Origin of the sequence: Limosilactobacillus albertensis (assembly GCF_014145555.1) — a bacterium.
GTDB lineage: Bacteria > Bacillota > Bacilli > Lactobacillales > Lactobacillaceae > Limosilactobacillus > Limosilactobacillus albertensis.
This window is the reverse complement of sequence record NZ_JACIVD010000054.1, coordinates 1-15797: the sequence shown is the minus strand read 5'-3', so window position 1 is coordinate 15797 and position 15797 is coordinate 1. Positions and strand designations below refer to the sequence as shown.

15 protein-coding genes and 1 other RNA gene are annotated in these 15797 nt (G+C 38.0%); 11 read left to right on the top strand and 5 right to left on the bottom strand.

The genetic code is table 11. From position 1 onward, the window contains the following. Positions 1 to 2265 (bottom strand): PBP1A family penicillin-binding protein, encoded by a 2265-nt coding sequence (locus tag H5S41_RS03135; RefSeq protein ID WP_182602299.1) that lies wholly within the window; start codon positions 2263 to 2265, stop codon positions 1 to 3. Between the two features lie 11 nt (positions 2266 to 2276). Beyond that, positions 2277 to 2891 (bottom strand): Holliday junction resolvase RecU, encoded by a 615-nt coding sequence (recU, locus tag H5S41_RS03130; protein WP_182598314.1) that lies wholly within the window; start codon positions 2889 to 2891, stop codon positions 2277 to 2279. A 176-nt stretch (positions 2892 to 3067) separates the two neighbouring features. Here recU and H5S41_RS03125 point away from each other — a divergent pair, with 176 nt between their 5' ends. From H5S41_RS03125 to H5S41_RS03105, 5 genes are all read left to right on the top strand, one after another. Further along, entirely contained in the window at positions 3068 to 3640 is a 573-nt protein-coding gene (locus H5S41_RS03125) for an SLOG family protein (RefSeq protein ID WP_182602298.1), read from the top strand. A gap of 71 nt (positions 3641 to 3711) precedes the next feature. Further along, a complete protein-coding gene (gpsB, locus tag H5S41_RS03120) occupies positions 3712 to 4077 on the top strand; it encodes a cell division regulator GpsB (protein ID WP_182598312.1) in 366 nt (121 codons plus the stop codon). A 33-nt stretch (positions 4078 to 4110) separates the two neighbouring features. Further along, positions 4111 to 4488: RNase P RNA component class B (rnpB, locus tag H5S41_RS03115), an RNA gene on the top strand. A gap of 270 nt (positions 4489 to 4758) precedes the next feature. Continuing rightward, positions 4759 to 5220, top strand: a complete 462-nt coding sequence (locus H5S41_RS03110) for a class Ib ribonucleoside-diphosphate reductase assembly flavoprotein NrdI (RefSeq protein ID WP_182602297.1) — start codon at positions 4759 to 4761, stop codon at positions 5218 to 5220. A gap of 98 nt (positions 5221 to 5318) precedes the next feature. Further along, complete coding sequence (locus H5S41_RS03105) at positions 5319 to 6473, top strand: THUMP domain-containing class I SAM-dependent RNA methyltransferase (protein ID WP_182602296.1); 1155 nt, start codon at positions 5319 to 5321, stop codon at positions 6471 to 6473. Positions 6474 to 6706: 233 nt separating this feature from the next. Here the strand turns inward: H5S41_RS03105 and H5S41_RS03100 are convergent, their stop codons facing one another. Next, entirely contained in the window at positions 6707 to 7102 is a 396-nt protein-coding gene (locus H5S41_RS03100; protein ID WP_182602295.1) for a ribonuclease HI family protein, read from the bottom strand. Positions 7103 to 7143: 41 nt separating this feature from the next. Here H5S41_RS03100 and H5S41_RS03095 point away from each other — a divergent pair, with 41 nt between their 5' ends. The 5 genes from H5S41_RS03095 (at position 7144) to H5S41_RS03075 (ending at position 12531) form a co-directional block, all read left to right on the top strand. Further along, positions 7144 to 7536, top strand: coding sequence for an EbsA family protein (locus tag H5S41_RS03095; RefSeq protein WP_182602294.1), 393 nt, complete (start codon positions 7144 to 7146; stop codon positions 7534 to 7536). Next, positions 7537 to 7983, top strand: coding sequence for a signal peptidase II (gene lspA, locus H5S41_RS03090; RefSeq protein ID WP_182602293.1), 447 nt, complete (start codon positions 7537 to 7539; stop codon positions 7981 to 7983). It abuts the gene before it with no gap. A gap of 1 nt (position 7984) precedes the next feature. Next, the gene (locus H5S41_RS03085; protein WP_182602292.1) at positions 7985 to 8896 is read left to right on the top strand and encodes an RluA family pseudouridine synthase; all 912 of its coding nucleotides are present in this window, start codon (positions 7985 to 7987) and stop codon (positions 8894 to 8896) included. Between the two features lie 78 nt (positions 8897 to 8974). Further along, on the top strand, positions 8975 to 10057 hold the full coding sequence (locus H5S41_RS03080; protein WP_182598306.1) for a carbamoyl phosphate synthase small subunit: 1083 nt from the start codon (positions 8975 to 8977) through the stop codon (positions 10055 to 10057). Beyond that, positions 10057 to 12531, top strand: coding sequence for an ATP-binding protein (locus H5S41_RS03075; protein WP_182602291.1), 2475 nt, complete (start codon positions 10057 to 10059; stop codon positions 12529 to 12531). The genes H5S41_RS03080 and H5S41_RS03075 overlap by 1 nt, the downstream gene beginning before the upstream one ends. 253 nt (positions 12532 to 12784) lie before the next feature. Here the strand turns inward: H5S41_RS03075 and H5S41_RS03070 are convergent, their stop codons facing one another. Further along, positions 12785 to 13900 (bottom strand): tyrosine-type recombinase/integrase, encoded by a 1116-nt coding sequence (locus H5S41_RS03070; RefSeq protein ID WP_182602290.1) that lies wholly within the window; start codon positions 13898 to 13900, stop codon positions 12785 to 12787. 149 nt (positions 13901 to 14049) lie between these two features. After that, complete coding sequence (locus H5S41_RS03065; RefSeq protein ID WP_375139012.1) at positions 14050 to 14664, bottom strand: Abi family protein; 615 nt, start codon at positions 14662 to 14664, stop codon at positions 14050 to 14052. Positions 14665 to 14809: 145 nt separating this feature from the next. Here H5S41_RS03065 and H5S41_RS03060 point away from each other — a divergent pair, with 145 nt between their 5' ends. Continuing rightward, on the top strand, positions 14810 to 15778 hold the full coding sequence (locus tag H5S41_RS03060) for an IS30 family transposase (protein WP_085720378.1): 969 nt from the start codon (positions 14810 to 14812) through the stop codon (positions 15776 to 15778). Positions 15779 to 15797 lie beyond the last annotated feature (19 nt).

Here is a 15797-nt window from a genome sequence, read left to right as displayed (position 1 = left end):
TTATTGTGGAGTAGTACTTGGCTGTGTTGCTGGCGCAGGAGCTGAGCTTGAGTTTTCTGCTGGTGCAGATGAACTAGAACTAGCTACTGAGGCGCTACTCGACGATGAAGATTGGCTAGAACCATTATTTCGCTCTTCTGCTCGGCTTTCGCTACTGCTTGAGGAAGAGCTTGATGAACTTGATGATGAACTGGAACTAGCAGAAGAACTGTTATCATGATTATCTGATGTGTCTTCAGTATATTCAAAAGCCCATTTAGAATCACGAATGACCAGTTGACGCTTACCTTTAACACGAACTGCTTCGACTGTATCAGGCATCGTCCAATCAGAAGCATGGTTTTGACTATCAAGATACTGCATTAGATCTTTGTAAAGCAATTGCGCTGATTTCACATATTGTTCAGAGATACTGCCACCTGGTTCAAGCGGGTGATCATATCCAGTCCATACAGCGATTGAATAATTCTTCGTGTAGCCAGCCATCCAGGAATCCATAACGCCAGATTGACCTGAATTGCTTGGATAGTTAGTCGTACCAGTTTTACCAGCTTGATTTACACCATCGATTTTAGCAGCGGTCGCACTACCTTGAGAATCTGTAAATACTCCCTTAAGCATATCGGTAATCATGTAGGCAGTTGCCTTATTCATTGCCCGTTGACCCTTAGGATTGAATTGCTTTACAGCGCCGTCTTGGGTAGTAATTGAATTGATGTAGTAAGGCTTATAGTAAGTACCGCCGTTAGCAAAAGCCGCGTAGGCAGCGGAGACTTGAAGAGGAGAAATATATAAGGCGATCCCATTTTGCAAGGTATATGGTTGTTTTTGAGAAATTCCTAAACCATCTAAAAAGCTAGTGGCACGTTTAATTCCAACAGCTTGTAGTGCACGGATAGCCGGAACATTTCGTGATTGAACTAGGGCTTCACGCATTGTCATTGTTCCTTTATATTTCTTATCAAAGTCATGTAAGACAGTATTAGTACCAGGGAATACAAACCGTGTATCAGCGATTGATTTAAATGTTGGCCATTGAAGATATTCGATAGCAGGCCCATAATCCATTAATGGCTTGGCTGTTGAACCGGAACTCCGGTTGCTTTGGACAGCTCGATTAAGGCCATAAACAACATTACCTGTATGACGTCCGCCAAGCATTGCGATAATTTGTCCGTTATGGGGATCAGTGACCGCAACCCCCGTTTGCATTTTATCGCTTTGGAACTGTACACCGCCATTTGCGGCATCATATAGGTGTTGCTGAGCATCTAAGTCTAAATTAGTGTGAACTTTTAAACCATCGCTATAAGGGTTATATCCTTGTGCCTGAAGATCCGCTAAAACTTGTTTTACGTATGGATCAACAACTTTTGCTTTGACAGCGGTGCCGCTGCCAGAAATATTACCATGGTCTGGGTCTAACCCAGCAGTGACACTTTCACTAGCAGCCTGGTTAGCTTGAGCTTGGGTAATATAATTGCTCCGTACCATCGCATTCAGAACTTCATTTCGCCGTTGAGTAGCGTATTTAGTATTACTTACTAACGGGTTATAGTAGGTTGGTGACTGTGGCATTCCAGCCAGAAGTGCTAATTGCGAAAGATCAAGGTCGTTTAAATCTTTTCCGTAATAATATTGAGCAGCAGTTTGCATTCCATAAATCCCGTTCCCCATATATACCTTGTTAATGTAAAAACCGAGGATTTGATTTTTGCTAAAATGACGCTCAACGTTGATTGCTAACCACGCTTCCTGTGCTTTTCGCTTTAACGTTCGATCTGATGCAGCAGTAGAAAAGACGGATAATTTAACCAATTGCTGGGTTAAGGTACTTCCACCTTGCATTCCGGATGAACGGCCAAAAACATTAGATGTTGCAGCACCCAAAATACGAATAGTATCAACACCGTGGTGCTTATAAAAACGACGATCTTCAATCGAGACAACGGCATTTTTAAGTTGCTTTGGAATTTGATTGTTCTTAGCATATTCACGCTTTTGTGCTCCTAAACGGGAAATTACTCGATTTTGATCATCATAAATAGTCGTAATACTTTGACTTGTTAAATCATTTCTACTAATTTTAGGAGCACTTGACGCATAGTAGAAAAATAAAGCTGCACATGCAACCATTAGTAGGACGACAATTCCTGCTACCCAAAGCAGGATTTTCTTTATTAAGCCGCCAACATTGCGTTGTTGATTGTCATTGTTGTTATTGTTATGACGCTCACTACGCGTTGACTGATTATCATTTGACATAGTAAACTCCTTTACGCTTTTGCAGCAATTATTTTATCAACAGCGTTTAAATATGGTAAACGCGGATTAAGTTGATAATGAATTTGGTAGCCTTCGTTAGCTATATCTGCTCGTAAAATTGACTTACGCCCGCCGTTTTGCTGCTGATCCCAGTATTTGAACAGGTTTGAAGCGGGAAGCAAATAAAGCAGATCAAGCTCAGTGAACTTTATGAAGGCAAAACAAATTCCTCCCTGTGCTACACACTCACGCATATGCTGAATTTGATGGGGATGAAAATTTTTTAATGGGAAAGATCTTTTATTACGTGTCTCTTTCGCATCAAAGTCAATATAGTACCCTCGATATACGCCATTATAGTCTGTTGTAGATGGCCGACGAAAGTAAGCTTCCCGAATAACAGCTGCACTTCGTTTTGGATAGTCAACCTTAACTAGTTGAACCGGCGTCGGCTTCTTATGAATCACAGCAATGTGGCGAGATAAATAATATTGATTACTATGATTGATTTCATCTTCAAGCGACATTCCACGTTTAGCATAAATAGATTGATGTGGTGTCGGTAATTCATTATGTGTATTATAGTGTTGTACAGGTTGCTGACCATTGGGATAGTGAATGGTCACGATAATCACTCTCCTAACTAGAGCTATATTATACCAGACTACTTGCCCGATGATTGATACAAGATGATTACAAGTTTTTAGTAATAGTGTTGTTATGACGGTGGCTGTTAACTGATATAGTTTGAGGGTGCTTCAACTAATGCCTTAAAATAACTGTAATTATGATGGAGGAATTTATGAAACGAGTATGGAGTACGGGTTATCGCAGTTATGAATTAAATGTTTTTAAGGATAATGATCCAAAGGTAAAAATAATTAAAGAAGTACTAAAAAAAACCTTAAAAGCGCGATTAGAACAGGAAAGCGATGAGTTTTGGGTAATCTCTGGTCCGCAGATGGGAGCAGAAAGGTGGGGGATTGAGGTTGCGTTGGAATTAAAATTAGAATTTCCCGAAATCAGAACAGCATTAATGCAGCCGTTTGCTGAATTTGGTAGTCAATGGAATGATAGTAATAAAATAAAACTTACAAAGATCATTCAACAAGTTGATTTTTCAGCGGATGTTTCAGATAAACCATATCAATCGCCACAACAATTGCGAAATTACCAGCAATTTATGCTCACCCATACTGATGAAGCAATTTTACTTTATGATCCAGAATTTGAAGGCAAAACAAAATACGACTATCAAGCAATTAAAAAGTATGAGGAACAGACTGACTATTCCCTTGAATTAATCGACTTTGATGAGTTACAAGAGGAAGCCGAAGCATGGGAGGAACGTCAACGCGAAAAAGGCGGATTTTAGTCTTGCAATTTGTTTGAGGTTTGGTATTATAGTTAGTGGACTACGCAAACTAAACAATTGAGGTGTTTAAGTTGGATAACATAAAATTTACTCCACAAGATATTTTGCATAAGCAATTTAAGGAGAGAAATATTGGCAAAGGCTATGATGAAGCGGATGTTGATGCTTTCTTAGATGATGTTATTAAAGACTATGACACCTATAATAAGGAAATTGAACGTTTAAACGATGATAATGAACGTTTAAGAGCTAAGGTTGACGAACTTAACCGTCAAGTAGAAGTAGGTTCTTCAATGGGGAACCAAACTGCTTCTCGTCAACCAGTATCAAGCGCTACAAATATGGATATTTTAAAGCGCCTGTCTAATCTTGAACGGCGAGTATTCGGTTCTCAATTAGATGGTAATGAAAACAATAATGACTCACATTTGCTTTAGTGCGTGTCACATAGTTTATTAATAGTTATTGCAAGTTTTGGGTAATTGAGCACAGCTATATGTTGTGTTAGGAAGGTCCATGCTCGCACAGGCTGCGATGTCTGTAGTGTTTGTGCTCGCTGAAAAAATAAGGCGGGGCACCATTTATTTGGTGACGGCGGAAAAACAGACTAAGGTTTTTAACTATGTCTTAGTATTCCTGAAAAGTGCCACAGTGACGATACAGTATTGGAAACAATGCTGGTGGAACGCGGTAAACCCCTCAAGCGGTAAACCCAAACTACGGTAGGGGAGCTTTGGATAACGAATTGAAGTGATTCCAGGGGAGAGTATTTTATACTCTGAGATAGATGATTACCTCGATATAATTTTGCCTGATAATTATATTATGACAAAACATGGCCTACAGATACTTGCATACAGGCACCCGAGTTCGCTCGGGTTTTTTTGTTTTAAAACTCGTTAGATGCTATTTGGTAGTTGAATCAGATTCAATTTTCTATCGATAAATGAGCTTCTGAGCGACTTTAACAACAGAAAAGCAAAAATAACAATAGTTTTTAAATAACTATTTCAATTATCAACGATACAGACTATAATAGTATAGGAATAAATCAAAGTTGTTTTTTAGAAAACAGTTATCGATCGATTGATAACTATGGGTATTAAATTTAGGGGATTATGGATAAGAAAATAAAAATTGTATATATGTCTTTTTCTGGGAATGTTCGTTCGTTTACTCACCGTCTTCAAGAGTATGCTACTCAGCAGCACCACTTAAATAATGAAAATCCAATCATCGAACTGCTAGAGCTTTCTGAAGATACTATTCCGATGAAAACTGAGGATGATTTCTTTGTGATTTTACCTACTTACATGGTTGGAGGAACTAGGTTTATGCCAACTCTGACAGAAATTTTGACAACTCCGATGAGGGATTATTTGGAGTGCGATGAGAATGTAGAACGTTGCTTAGGATTGATTGGTAGCGGTAACTTAACGCTTGGAAAAATGTACGTTATAACCGCAAAAACTTATGCTCATGATTATGATCTACCATTATTATCAGCATTTGAATCACGTGGCACCACTCGAGATATTGAACGGATTTATAAGATTTTAAATGAAAAAGCATTTGGATAAAATTCCAGGTGCTTTTATTTATACATGTCTTCTTTTTATTTTGTGACTAATATAATGTAAAATGATAATTAGTAATATTGACTTAAGGAGAGTTTAATGTGCAAACATATCAGTTAATTGCTACCGCAGCTTCAGGTATAGAGGCTTTAGTAGGTAAAGAATTACGAAATCTTGGCTATGAGGTCAAAGTTGAAAATAGCCGTGTCCGATTTCAGGGGACGATGAAAGATGTTATTCGAACTAATTTATGGTTACGAACTGCTGACCGTGTGAAAATTATTGTTGGTGAGTTCGATGCTCGTTCATTCGAGGAATTATTTGATCGGACAGAAAATATTGCTTGGGAGAACTTATTACCTGTAGATGCAAATTTCCCGGTTGAAGGAAAGAGTCATAATTCCCAGTTGCATAATGTTCCAAGCGTGCAAGCAATTACTAAGAAAGCAATTGTTCAGCGCTTAAGTAAGGTTTATCACCGACGGACTCGTTTGGCAGAAACAGGAGCTACATACCCTTTGGAGGTCGCCATTAATAAAGACCATGTGTTATTGACGCTTGATACTACTGGTGACGGACTATTTAAACGTGGCTATCGAAAGAATAAAGGTGGTGCTCCGCTTAAAGAAAATATGGCAGCGGCCTTGGTGATGCTTGCTCACTGGTTTCCTGATAATCCCTTTGTTGATCCAGTATGCGGATCTGGAACTATCCCGATTGAAGCAGCCCTGTACGGTCATAACATTGCTCCCGGAATTAATCGTTCATTTATTAGCGAACAATGGGTGAACCTTGTTCCAGATGGTTTGTCTGATGAGATCCGTGATGAAGCAGATTCATTAGCTGATTACGATATTGAATTAGATATTCATGGATACGATATTGACCAAAATATGATCGATATTGCGCAAGAAAATTCACGTGCTGCAGGGTTGACACATGATATTACATTTAAGCAGCTTGCAGTAAAAGATTGGCATACGACTAAAGTTAATGGGGTTATCGTTGCTAATCCGCCATATGGTGAACGATTAAGTGATAAGGAATCGGTTCATGAACTTTACCGGCAAATGGGTGATCTTTATCGTCCTTTGACTACCTGGAGTAAATATATTTTGACAGCTGATATGGAGTTTGAAAAGTATTATGGTGCGCAGGCAACTAAACGCCGTAAACTTTATAATGGAGCTTTACGAACTGATCTTTACCAGTATTGGGGCAAAAAAGACCGCTCTAAGTTCAAAACGTTGAAATAGCAAGGAGTTCAAGTAATTTGAGCCGCCTTAAATAAGTGTGAGGGGGTACACTGGAGGCAAACCAATATATTTAATTAAATAAAAATTTAGCCCTGATAATTGCTGGAGGTTCTGCAACGATTATCAGGACTTTTTGGCTTAGTTAAATTGCTCTTGAAGCAATATTAATCATCAGTAGCCCATCAGTTATGTGAATGATATAATTAAGATTGTATTTTCTATATCAAAAAAGGCTATTTTATTTTACGGAGTGCTTGATTGGCAAGGTTATGAGCACCGTGATTTTGTTGCTCTGGAATCCATTGAGTAACAACCGTTGTAAAGTTTTGCAATAGGTCATTAAGCTTATTTAATTCATTTTGGTAATGTTTTGTATAATTTTTGCCGATTGCATCGCTTAAAATTCGACTATCAGTATAAAATAAAACTGTTTCATTTTTACTAAAATGATCACTTAGATATTTAAATCCAAATTGCGCTGCAGCAAATTCTCCATGGTGGTTATCCATTATTCGTAATTTTGCCGGAGTTGCGAGCTGTATTTGCTCATGATTAGCAATAATTACAACTCCTAATCCAGTAGGACCGGGATTACCCTTGGTGGCAGCGTCTGTATAAATTTTAATCATAAAAAATGCCTCTTTTCTGAAAGGAATGTCGTTTAAATATTATGGAAGAAGAAACTCGCTATTTTTACCAACCAGATCTTACAGGTACAATTATTTGTTGGTGTTGGACTTTTCTCTTTTTTATTGCCGGATTAGTGGTTTGGCTTGAAATTACTCACTTCCAATGGCTAAGTGCTCTTCTTTTTGCAATTTTTGCAGTTTTAGCAATTTTAGAATGGCGCCGGCGGACAGTTGTGATAACGCCAACTAAGATGATATTTAATCGCTTACTACAAAAAGAATATCTTATTATTCCGATTGCTGATATCCGTCAGCCACAATTTACAAAGCATACGGTCACGATGACAGTTAATGGTGAGGTGCTTAACTTTACGTTTACTTCTAAAGCAATCGCGCGGTTAAAATTAGCACTCAAGCAACAGGGGGAACAGTAATTGTTACTTTGTCTAACTATTGGAACTATTATAATTTTAACAATTTGTGATCAATTATTAAAATACTGGGTTGCCTCTTCCATTGCCTTAGGAGGAAGTAAAACATTAATTCCAGGGATCGTTGACCTAACTAATTTACGAAATACCGGTGCAGCTTGGAGCCTGTTTGAAGGACAGCAGGTTTTCTTTACGATTGTCACGATTGTAGCAATTATTGTTATTAGCTATTTTATTTGGAAGTATCGAAAAAATGGTGCGATGCTAACAGGTTTGGCTTTAATCATGGCGGGAACGATTGGCAACTTTATCGATCGTCTTGTACATGGGTACGTAGTTGACATGTTTGAAACAATTTTTATTAATTTTCCTATTTTTAATATTGCGGATATGTGTCTGACACTTGGAGTTATTTGGCTGTTAATTTGCATTTTGAGAGAGAAGGACTGAAATGTCAGAACAACTAGAATTAGTGATTGATGACAAAATGACTGGTCGTATTGATAAGCAGTTGGGGCACCATTTTGACCAATTTTCGCGTTCACAGCTTCAACACTGGATAGAAGATGGTCATGTATTAGTTAATGGTAAGCAAGTAAAACCTAAATATAAATTATTAGTTGGTGATCAGGTAGAAATAATCCCAGAAGAACCGCAGAAGATTGACCTTGCTCCAGAAAATATTCCGCTTGACATTGTATATGAAGATAATGATGTAATTGTTGTTAATAAACCTCAAGGAATGGTTGTCCATCCTGCACCTGGACATCCAGATCACACCTTAGTTAATGCCTTATTATTTCACTCACCGTTATCAACAATTAATGGTGAATTTCGCCCAGGAATTGTCCATCGAATTGATAAGGATACTTCGGGCCTGTTAATGGTTGCTAAAAACGATATGGCACATCGGTCATTAACAGCACAATTAAAAGCTAAAACAAATAAGCGTGAATACGTTGCGTTAGTTCATGGCGTAATTAAAGAAGAAAAGGGAACAATTGATGCTCCGTTAGGTCGATCCTTAAAAGACCGTAAAAAGCAGGCTGTCGTTTTAGATGGGCGACATGCTATTACCCATTTTAAAGTATTAGAACGGTTTAAGAATTATACACTTGTAGCTTGTCGATTAGAGACAGGCCGAACGCATCAGATTAGGGTACACATGAAGTATATTGGTCACCCATTAGCTGGCGATCCTTTGTATGGACCACGGAAAACTTTGCCAGGTAATGGTCAGTATCTCCATGCTCGTTTACTTGGATTTAAGCATCCACGAACGGGAAAAGAAATGGTTTTTACTGCACCATTACCATCGTACTTTACAGCAATGCTTGAACATTTGCGTAAGACAGACCAATAAATTTCTTGTTTTTGTCAGAAATAACGTTCATAATAATATTGTTCAAATGGTAACAAAGTTGTTTAGGAGAGTGGTACAGTGGCAGCACGATACCTAATATTTGAAGATGGTTCAATTTTTGCAGGAGAAGGCTTTGGATCTCCTGCGGTTACTTTTGGTGAAGTTGTGTTTAATACTAGCATGACTGGCTATCAAGAGATTATTACTAATCAAGTTTATAATAATCAAATTGTCGTTTTCACCCAACCTAATATCGGTAGTTATGGAATTCAGCGAAACATTTATGAATCTATTGTTCCCACGATTAAGGGAATTATTATTCGCTCCATATCAGATGCGGCTAATGACAACGATCGTCAATTAACTTTGGATAAGTATCTTCAGCAAATGAATATTCCGGGGATTACTAATATTGATACCCGCGCGGTCGTTCATAAATTGCGAAAGGCTGGGAGACCTTTGAAAGGGAGCATTGTACCTGTTCCTGATGATCATGCCTTTGACCAGCTTCATGCAACTGTACTGACTAATCAACAAGTTGCTCAAGTATCGACCCCTAAGCCATATCCTAATCCGGGAACAGGGTTGAGTGTTGTTGTAATTGATTTCGGATTGAAGCATGGGATTCTTCGTGAATTAAGTCGTCGTAAATGTAATATTACCGTATTACCCTATACCGCTACTGCCGAAGAAATTTTACGTTTAGATCCAGATGGGGTGGTCCTATCCAGTGGGCCAGGTAATCCCCAAAATGTCCGCAAGTCTGTTTTAGAAATGATTCAGACAGTCCAAACCAAAGTACCTTTGTTTGCGATTGGATTAGGGCACGAACTATTTGGAATTGCTAACGGTGCAAATGTCCAACAAATTCCCGTAGAACATCATGGAATGAACCATCCTATTCATGAAATTATTACTGATCATGTTGTATATGCTACTCAAGCAGAGGGTTATACTATCGCTCGAAATTCTGTTGATCGTTCTCAGCTATTCATTACGTATGTTGATATGATTGATGATAGTGTTCAAGGGCTTCGTCATCGTCGCTATCCTGCATTTTCTGTTCAATTTTTCCCTGATGGTGCGCCAGGACCGGATGAGACAGATGGTTTATTTGACGAATTTGTCGATACGATGAATAGAAGGGAGGCTCGTCACTAGTGCAAAATTTAAAGTCTGTATTAATTATCGGGGCCGGAGCAAACGATGTTCAGCACGGGGATGAACTTGATTCGGCTATCTATCAGGTCTCACAAGTCTTTAAACAAATGAAGATCAAAACAATTCTCGTTGATGATAATCCATTTTCAGTAAGTTTAGAAAAAGTGGATCATGGATGTATTGTGCCGTTAAAAGTTGAGAGCCTTGTAGATATCATTAATAAGTTTCATCCTGATGCAATTTTACCTACTTTAGGGAATCGGCAAGCATTTGAGCTTACACAGGAACTGTTGGAAAAGGGAATTATTAGAAAAGAAAACATTCAACTACTGGGTGTTCCTGAAGCCACCGTTCGCCAGGTTAACAGTGCAGTTCTTCTTGAAAGGACCCTTCGTCAAATGGAAGCACCGGTCAAAAAGATTATTACTGTTAACAACTATCAAGAAGCGCTTGATGAAGCTACTAAATTAGGCTATCCGGTCATTATTCGGTCGGTATTGCCGAAAAGCAGCAGCACCCGGAAAATTGTTCATGACCGTAGTGAATTAGCAGATGCGGTAAAACAATGTTTAAGTCAATCAAGGGCTGAGCAGGTTGTCGTTCAGCAAAGTTTAGCCGGATATAAGGAAATTGAAGTTGTCGTTCAGCGAGATAGCTCAGGGACAATGATGATGCTATCGATGATTGAGGATATGGACCCGATTGGTATCCATGCTGGTGATTCAATTGCTTTTAATCCAGTTCAAACACTTCTGGACCGTCAAATCCAAGACATCCGTGATACTGCATTTGCTATTACCCGCAAGCTGCGGATTGTAGGGACAAATCACATTCAGTTTGCACTTGATACCAATAGTGACCGCTTTTATGTCATTAAAAGCAGTCCATATTTTGATCGCATCACGGCTTTTGCTTCACAATCAACGGGTTATCCAATTGCACAGGTAACAGCACAATTATATGCGGGTAAACGCCTCCGTGATATTGATTTAGGCGAGAATTATATTCATCATGCAGCATTGGTTGAGCCAACAATGGATCATATTGCTGCCCGTGTTCCGGTATGGGGTTTTAGTGAATTACCCAAAGCAAGCCGATTGCTGGGAACGGAAAAGCGCTCAGTTGGGACAGTGTTTGGTGTTGGGCGAAGTACAATTGAAGCACTTTTTAAGGCGATTGAATCACGTTATAACGAACCAGCCGATTTTCATTTGGCAGCTCAAAAGCAATTGACAGATGATCAATTAGTTGCAAAAATTGTTCATCCAGAAGCTGGCCGGCTCTTTGTATTAATCGAAGCCATGCAACGCGGATACTCAATTAGTGAGCTATCTGAAATGACGAAGATTGATCCCTTTTATTTTGATCAAATTGATAAGATGCGCTCATTAATTCAGGAAATTGCTAGCCATCCTAATAAAGAACCGTTCTTGCAAAAGGCTAAAAGCTATGGACTTAGTAACCAGCTTATTGCCAGGTTATGGGAAACTACTCCTGAGCAGGTTTATCAAATGAGCCTAGATCATCAATTAATGACAAAATATAAAGAAATCGAACCATCTGCGGGAGAATTTGATCAACATACTAATAGTTTCTATTCTGCTTACGAGGAAGAAAATGAAATTGAACGAACTCCCCAGCCAAGTGCACTTGTTGTTGGAACAGGCGGATTACGATTAGGTCTAAGCAATTCTAGTGATTACTTTGTAGCTAGGTTATTACAAGAATTGCAAAATGAAGGCTTTAATAATGTTGTTATTAATTCTAATCCTAGTTCAGTAACCCTTAGTCCGGAATTGGCAAAAAAACGCTATATTGAACCGGCCACTATTGAGAATATTTTACAAATTTTACGGATAGAACAACCCCAATATTTATTCATCCCCGCTAGTTATGATAAATTATTAAATTCTCTTCAAAAATATGATTTAGATGTAAAAATGGTTATTATTCCAGATGAATTACCATCCAATGCAGCGGGGAGTGATAAGCAGCGTTACGGATTTAACTATGTTTATGATGGTAACTACGCATATCCACTTGGAGCAACGACAGAGCTTTTCTCGCCAATTGCATTAAACTATCAATCAACAGCGCTTCGTTATCCTGCTGATCTTGTTTCACCAACTTACCAGGAACTCAATGATCAGGCTAATGCGGCAGTATTACAAATGGAGAATCCAGGGTTATATCAGGTAATCTTTGAACAGACGAATGATAAATTTGAATTGTTAAAAGTGCAACCATTGTCATTGCCTGAAGTAGCTTTCCTTTCTAAAGCGTTACGTTTGAATTTACCTGGGATTTTCGCCCAATTATATACAAATAATTTAGATACTTTGTTAGAAACCAAAGCAGTGCCAGGCATTGTTACTTATCGGGCAACTTTTCCTTTTAAGGCCCTTCGAGTAAAAGGAGGAATTCCTGCTCGTAATCGGGTAATTGGTGCTCAAATGCAGTTCCTAGATGAATAATAATAAAAAACCTTCAGTCTTTATTTACGGAAGACTGGAGGTTCTTTTATATCGCATGGTATAAAATTTTCCCTTATTTCCCTAATTTATGCGGGGTAACGTACAAGGTTTTTTGCCCTGTGAAGGCAATAGCGAGAATTGTTAGGAATTGTAGTGAGTTAACAAATCCAGTAGTTGCAGGGAACAAAGCATTTTGTGATTTCTTAAAAATTAAGAAAATAGTTAGTAATATGAAAGTTTGGTCACGAATTGGTCACGCTTTGTTTTCCTTAGTTAAATCATCTAATGCATCCAATACTTGGTTATTAAGTTTATCTTTATATTCGTCAATTAAATAAGCATAGATATTACTGGTGGTAGCAATATTATTGTGACCTAGACGCTTTGAAATAGCGTAAATATCAATTCCATCTGCTAAGAGCAATGCTACATGGCTGTGTCTTAGACTATGGAAATGGAAATTTTTACGGTGAATATCAAGGTCAGACAATATTTTATGCAAGCAGTTATTAACGGCATCAGTTGTCGGGACGGTTCCAAACCAGCAGGTAAATACTAGGTTACTATTAGTTCTACTACGAAGTTCACTTAGTATTTGTAGTAAATCTTGGTTGACCTTAATTGTTCTATTTGAGGAAGCATTCTTTGTTGGCTTAAATTTATGATGGCGTGCGTCCCATGATTTATTGATTGTAATAGTTTGATGCATCCAATCTATATCATTCCAAGTAAGTGCCTGGATTTCACTTAGTCGCATACCAGTGTAGATAGCGGTAATAATCATATAGCGAGATGTATATAGGTGAGATCTATTAATATTTTTAGCTTCTTTCAGAAGAGCTTTTATTTCTTTGATATTAAGATACTCAACTTTTAATTTTTTATCTTTGTTACCTCCAAGAGATATTCGCTCAGTAAAATCCTTGATAATATATCCGTCAAGGATAGCAGATTTAACACAACTACGAATAATTCCGTTAGTTTTTCTAACACTTTCCGGAGAGTGATCCTTTGCATATTTGTTAATGAATCTTTGGTAGTAAGAACGAGTGATATTTCTCATTCTTACATTTTTGAATTCTTTTTTGATTCTATCATCAACATTGATATACCAATATTTAGCTGCAAAAGATAGTTGAGGCTCTTTATATTTTTCATACCAGTCATGGTAGTAAGCGGAAAACGTAATAGATGAATCAATCTTTAAACCATTGCTCAAATTAGCTTGTTCGTCAATCGCCCAAGTATTAGCAGTTGCTTTAGTAGGAAAACCATTTTTTGATTTAGAATGACGCTTCCCGACTGAATCGGTCCATCTAATTCGTGCTTGCCACTTTCCATACTTTTTGTAAAAGTTGACGTTAGACATAGTTGTCCCTCCATTATTTAATTGTTATAATGAAGAGGTTGAATTGAGACCTGTTAATCTTATTCAACCTCGGTCCATCTCCTATGCCAGTAGGGGATGGGCTTTTTTCATTTACCAGCTTTTTATGTCGTCAGGGTTTGGACAAAGAATTAATTATTATTTTTAGGAGAAAATTTCAGGTTCATAAATTCTTTTAACCTTGAAATGAAATTTTCATCAACGTCAAATAAATTATAAATACTTTTACCGTTGAATAAATTCTTATTTCCATAAGTATTAGCAATTGACTCTAACTCATCAATCATATTAGATATAAGATATTGATCATCTAAGAGTACAATGATACTAACTATAATTGAAAAAAGTCCATTACGTGGCAGTTCAATTTCATTACCTGCTTTATAAAGAAATGAAATTGAGAACTCATCTAAAAAGCGGATCTTTTGTGTATCAGTTTCACTAAGCTGCAATTTGAAAGTTCTATTACCATGAGCAGAAAGATTTCTAAACCTATAAACTTGTTCCAAACAAATTTTACAGAATTGCAATTTATCATCAGTTTTAACTAATCCTTGTGTAGACATTTTCTGGAGAAAGAAATTTACAACTTCTTTCTTTTCATTAATTGATAAAGCAGAATACCAATTTACCATTGAGCCAAAGCTAATAATCTCTGCTGCAATCCACGGTGGAAGATTGCCTTCTTCTTTAATATAGTGTTGAGCAATTTTGCTAGTTTGCTTAGCATCTTCAATTGCTTGTATAAAGTCATTTATTTTACCGCGTTGAGATTTAGATTTACTATAATTTCTTTTATCTCGCCGTTTGTAAAATTAAGTTAGAAAAATAAAAAAGCCATTTGTGATAGACTTTTGAATAACCACAAACAAAAGTAAAGGAACATCACAAATGACTTATAAACATCTTACCACACGTGAACTAACCCTCATAGCTAATTTTTGGCACCAAGGTACGAAGGCTTATCAAGCTGCTAAACTGCTTAAACGAAGCCAAGAAACTATTTACCGAGTCTATCGATTTCTTGATAGCGGTAAGACCATTGCACAGTATCTTAAGGCTTACCAACGGAATAAGCAGCGTTGTGGTCGTAAGCAGGCTCAGCTAGCCAAGGATGAGATCAGCTACATCAATGAGCAGGTTAAAGCGGGCTGGACACCTGATACGATCATTGGTCGAGCAGAACGGACAATTAGCTGTAGTATGCGGACACTTTATCGGATGTTTGCTCGTGGACAGTACAATTTTGCCGTCCAGCAATTACCGATGAAAGGCAAGCGACACCCCAATGGCTATGTCGAACGACGTGGTAAGGCGGGGCATCTCGGTCGGAGTATTTACCAGCGATACCATGATTTTCCTCACTACCAACACGAGTTTGGTCACTTTGAAGCTGATACTGTTCAAGGAAAAGCTCATCGTGGTGCGGTCATGACCTTGGTGGAACGTCAATCTAAGGTGATGATTGTGCTTAACGTTCATCGTAAAACTGATGAAGCAGTTAACTATCACTTGGATAAATGGCTTTCTAAAATACCTCGTCATTTCGTTAAGTCGATTACCTTTGATAATGGTAAGGAATTCGCGGGCTGGCGTGAGATTGCCAATAAACATGATCTTCATACTTATTTTGCGGAGGTTGGAGCGCCCAATCAACGCGGCCTGAATGAAAACAATAATGGTATCTTACGTCGTGACGGTCTCAGTAAACGATTAGACTTCCGTAATTTACCAGATGAACTAATCACCCAGCTGATGCACAAACGAAATACTATTCCACGGAAGTCACTTCACTACCGCACACCACTTGAAGTATTCCTAAGTCACGTCACAGATGAACAGCTTTCAACATTTTTCTAATTTAAATTGACATTTCGGG

Bases quoted from the DNA above. Each gene is read 5' to 3' on its own strand.
- H5S41_RS03135 (WP_182602299.1), bottom strand. From the start codon at position 2,265: ATGTCAAATGATAATCAGTCAACGCGTAGTGAGCGTCATAACAATAAC.
- H5S41_RS03125 (WP_182602298.1), top strand. From the start codon at position 3,068: ATGAAACGAGTATGGAGTACGGGTTATCGCAGTTATGAATTAAATGTT.
- H5S41_RS03110 (WP_182602297.1), top strand. From the start codon at position 4,759: ATGGATAAGAAAATAAAAATTGTATATATGTCTTTTTCTGGGAATGTT.
- H5S41_RS03100 (WP_182602295.1), bottom strand. From the start codon at position 7,102: ATGATTAAAATTTATACAGACGCTGCCACCAAGGGTAATCCCGGTCCT.
- H5S41_RS03095 (WP_182602294.1), top strand. From the start codon at position 7,144: ATGGAAGAAGAAACTCGCTATTTTTACCAACCAGATCTTACAGGTACA.
- H5S41_RS03085 (WP_182602292.1), top strand. From the start codon at position 7,985: ATGTCAGAACAACTAGAATTAGTGATTGATGACAAAATGACTGGTCGT.
- H5S41_RS03070 (WP_182602290.1), bottom strand. From the start codon at position 13,900: ATGTCTAACGTCAACTTTTACAAAAAGTATGGAAAGTGGCAAGCACGA.
- H5S41_RS03060 (WP_085720378.1), top strand. From the start codon at position 14,810: ATGACTTATAAACATCTTACCACACGTGAACTAACCCTCATAGCTAAT.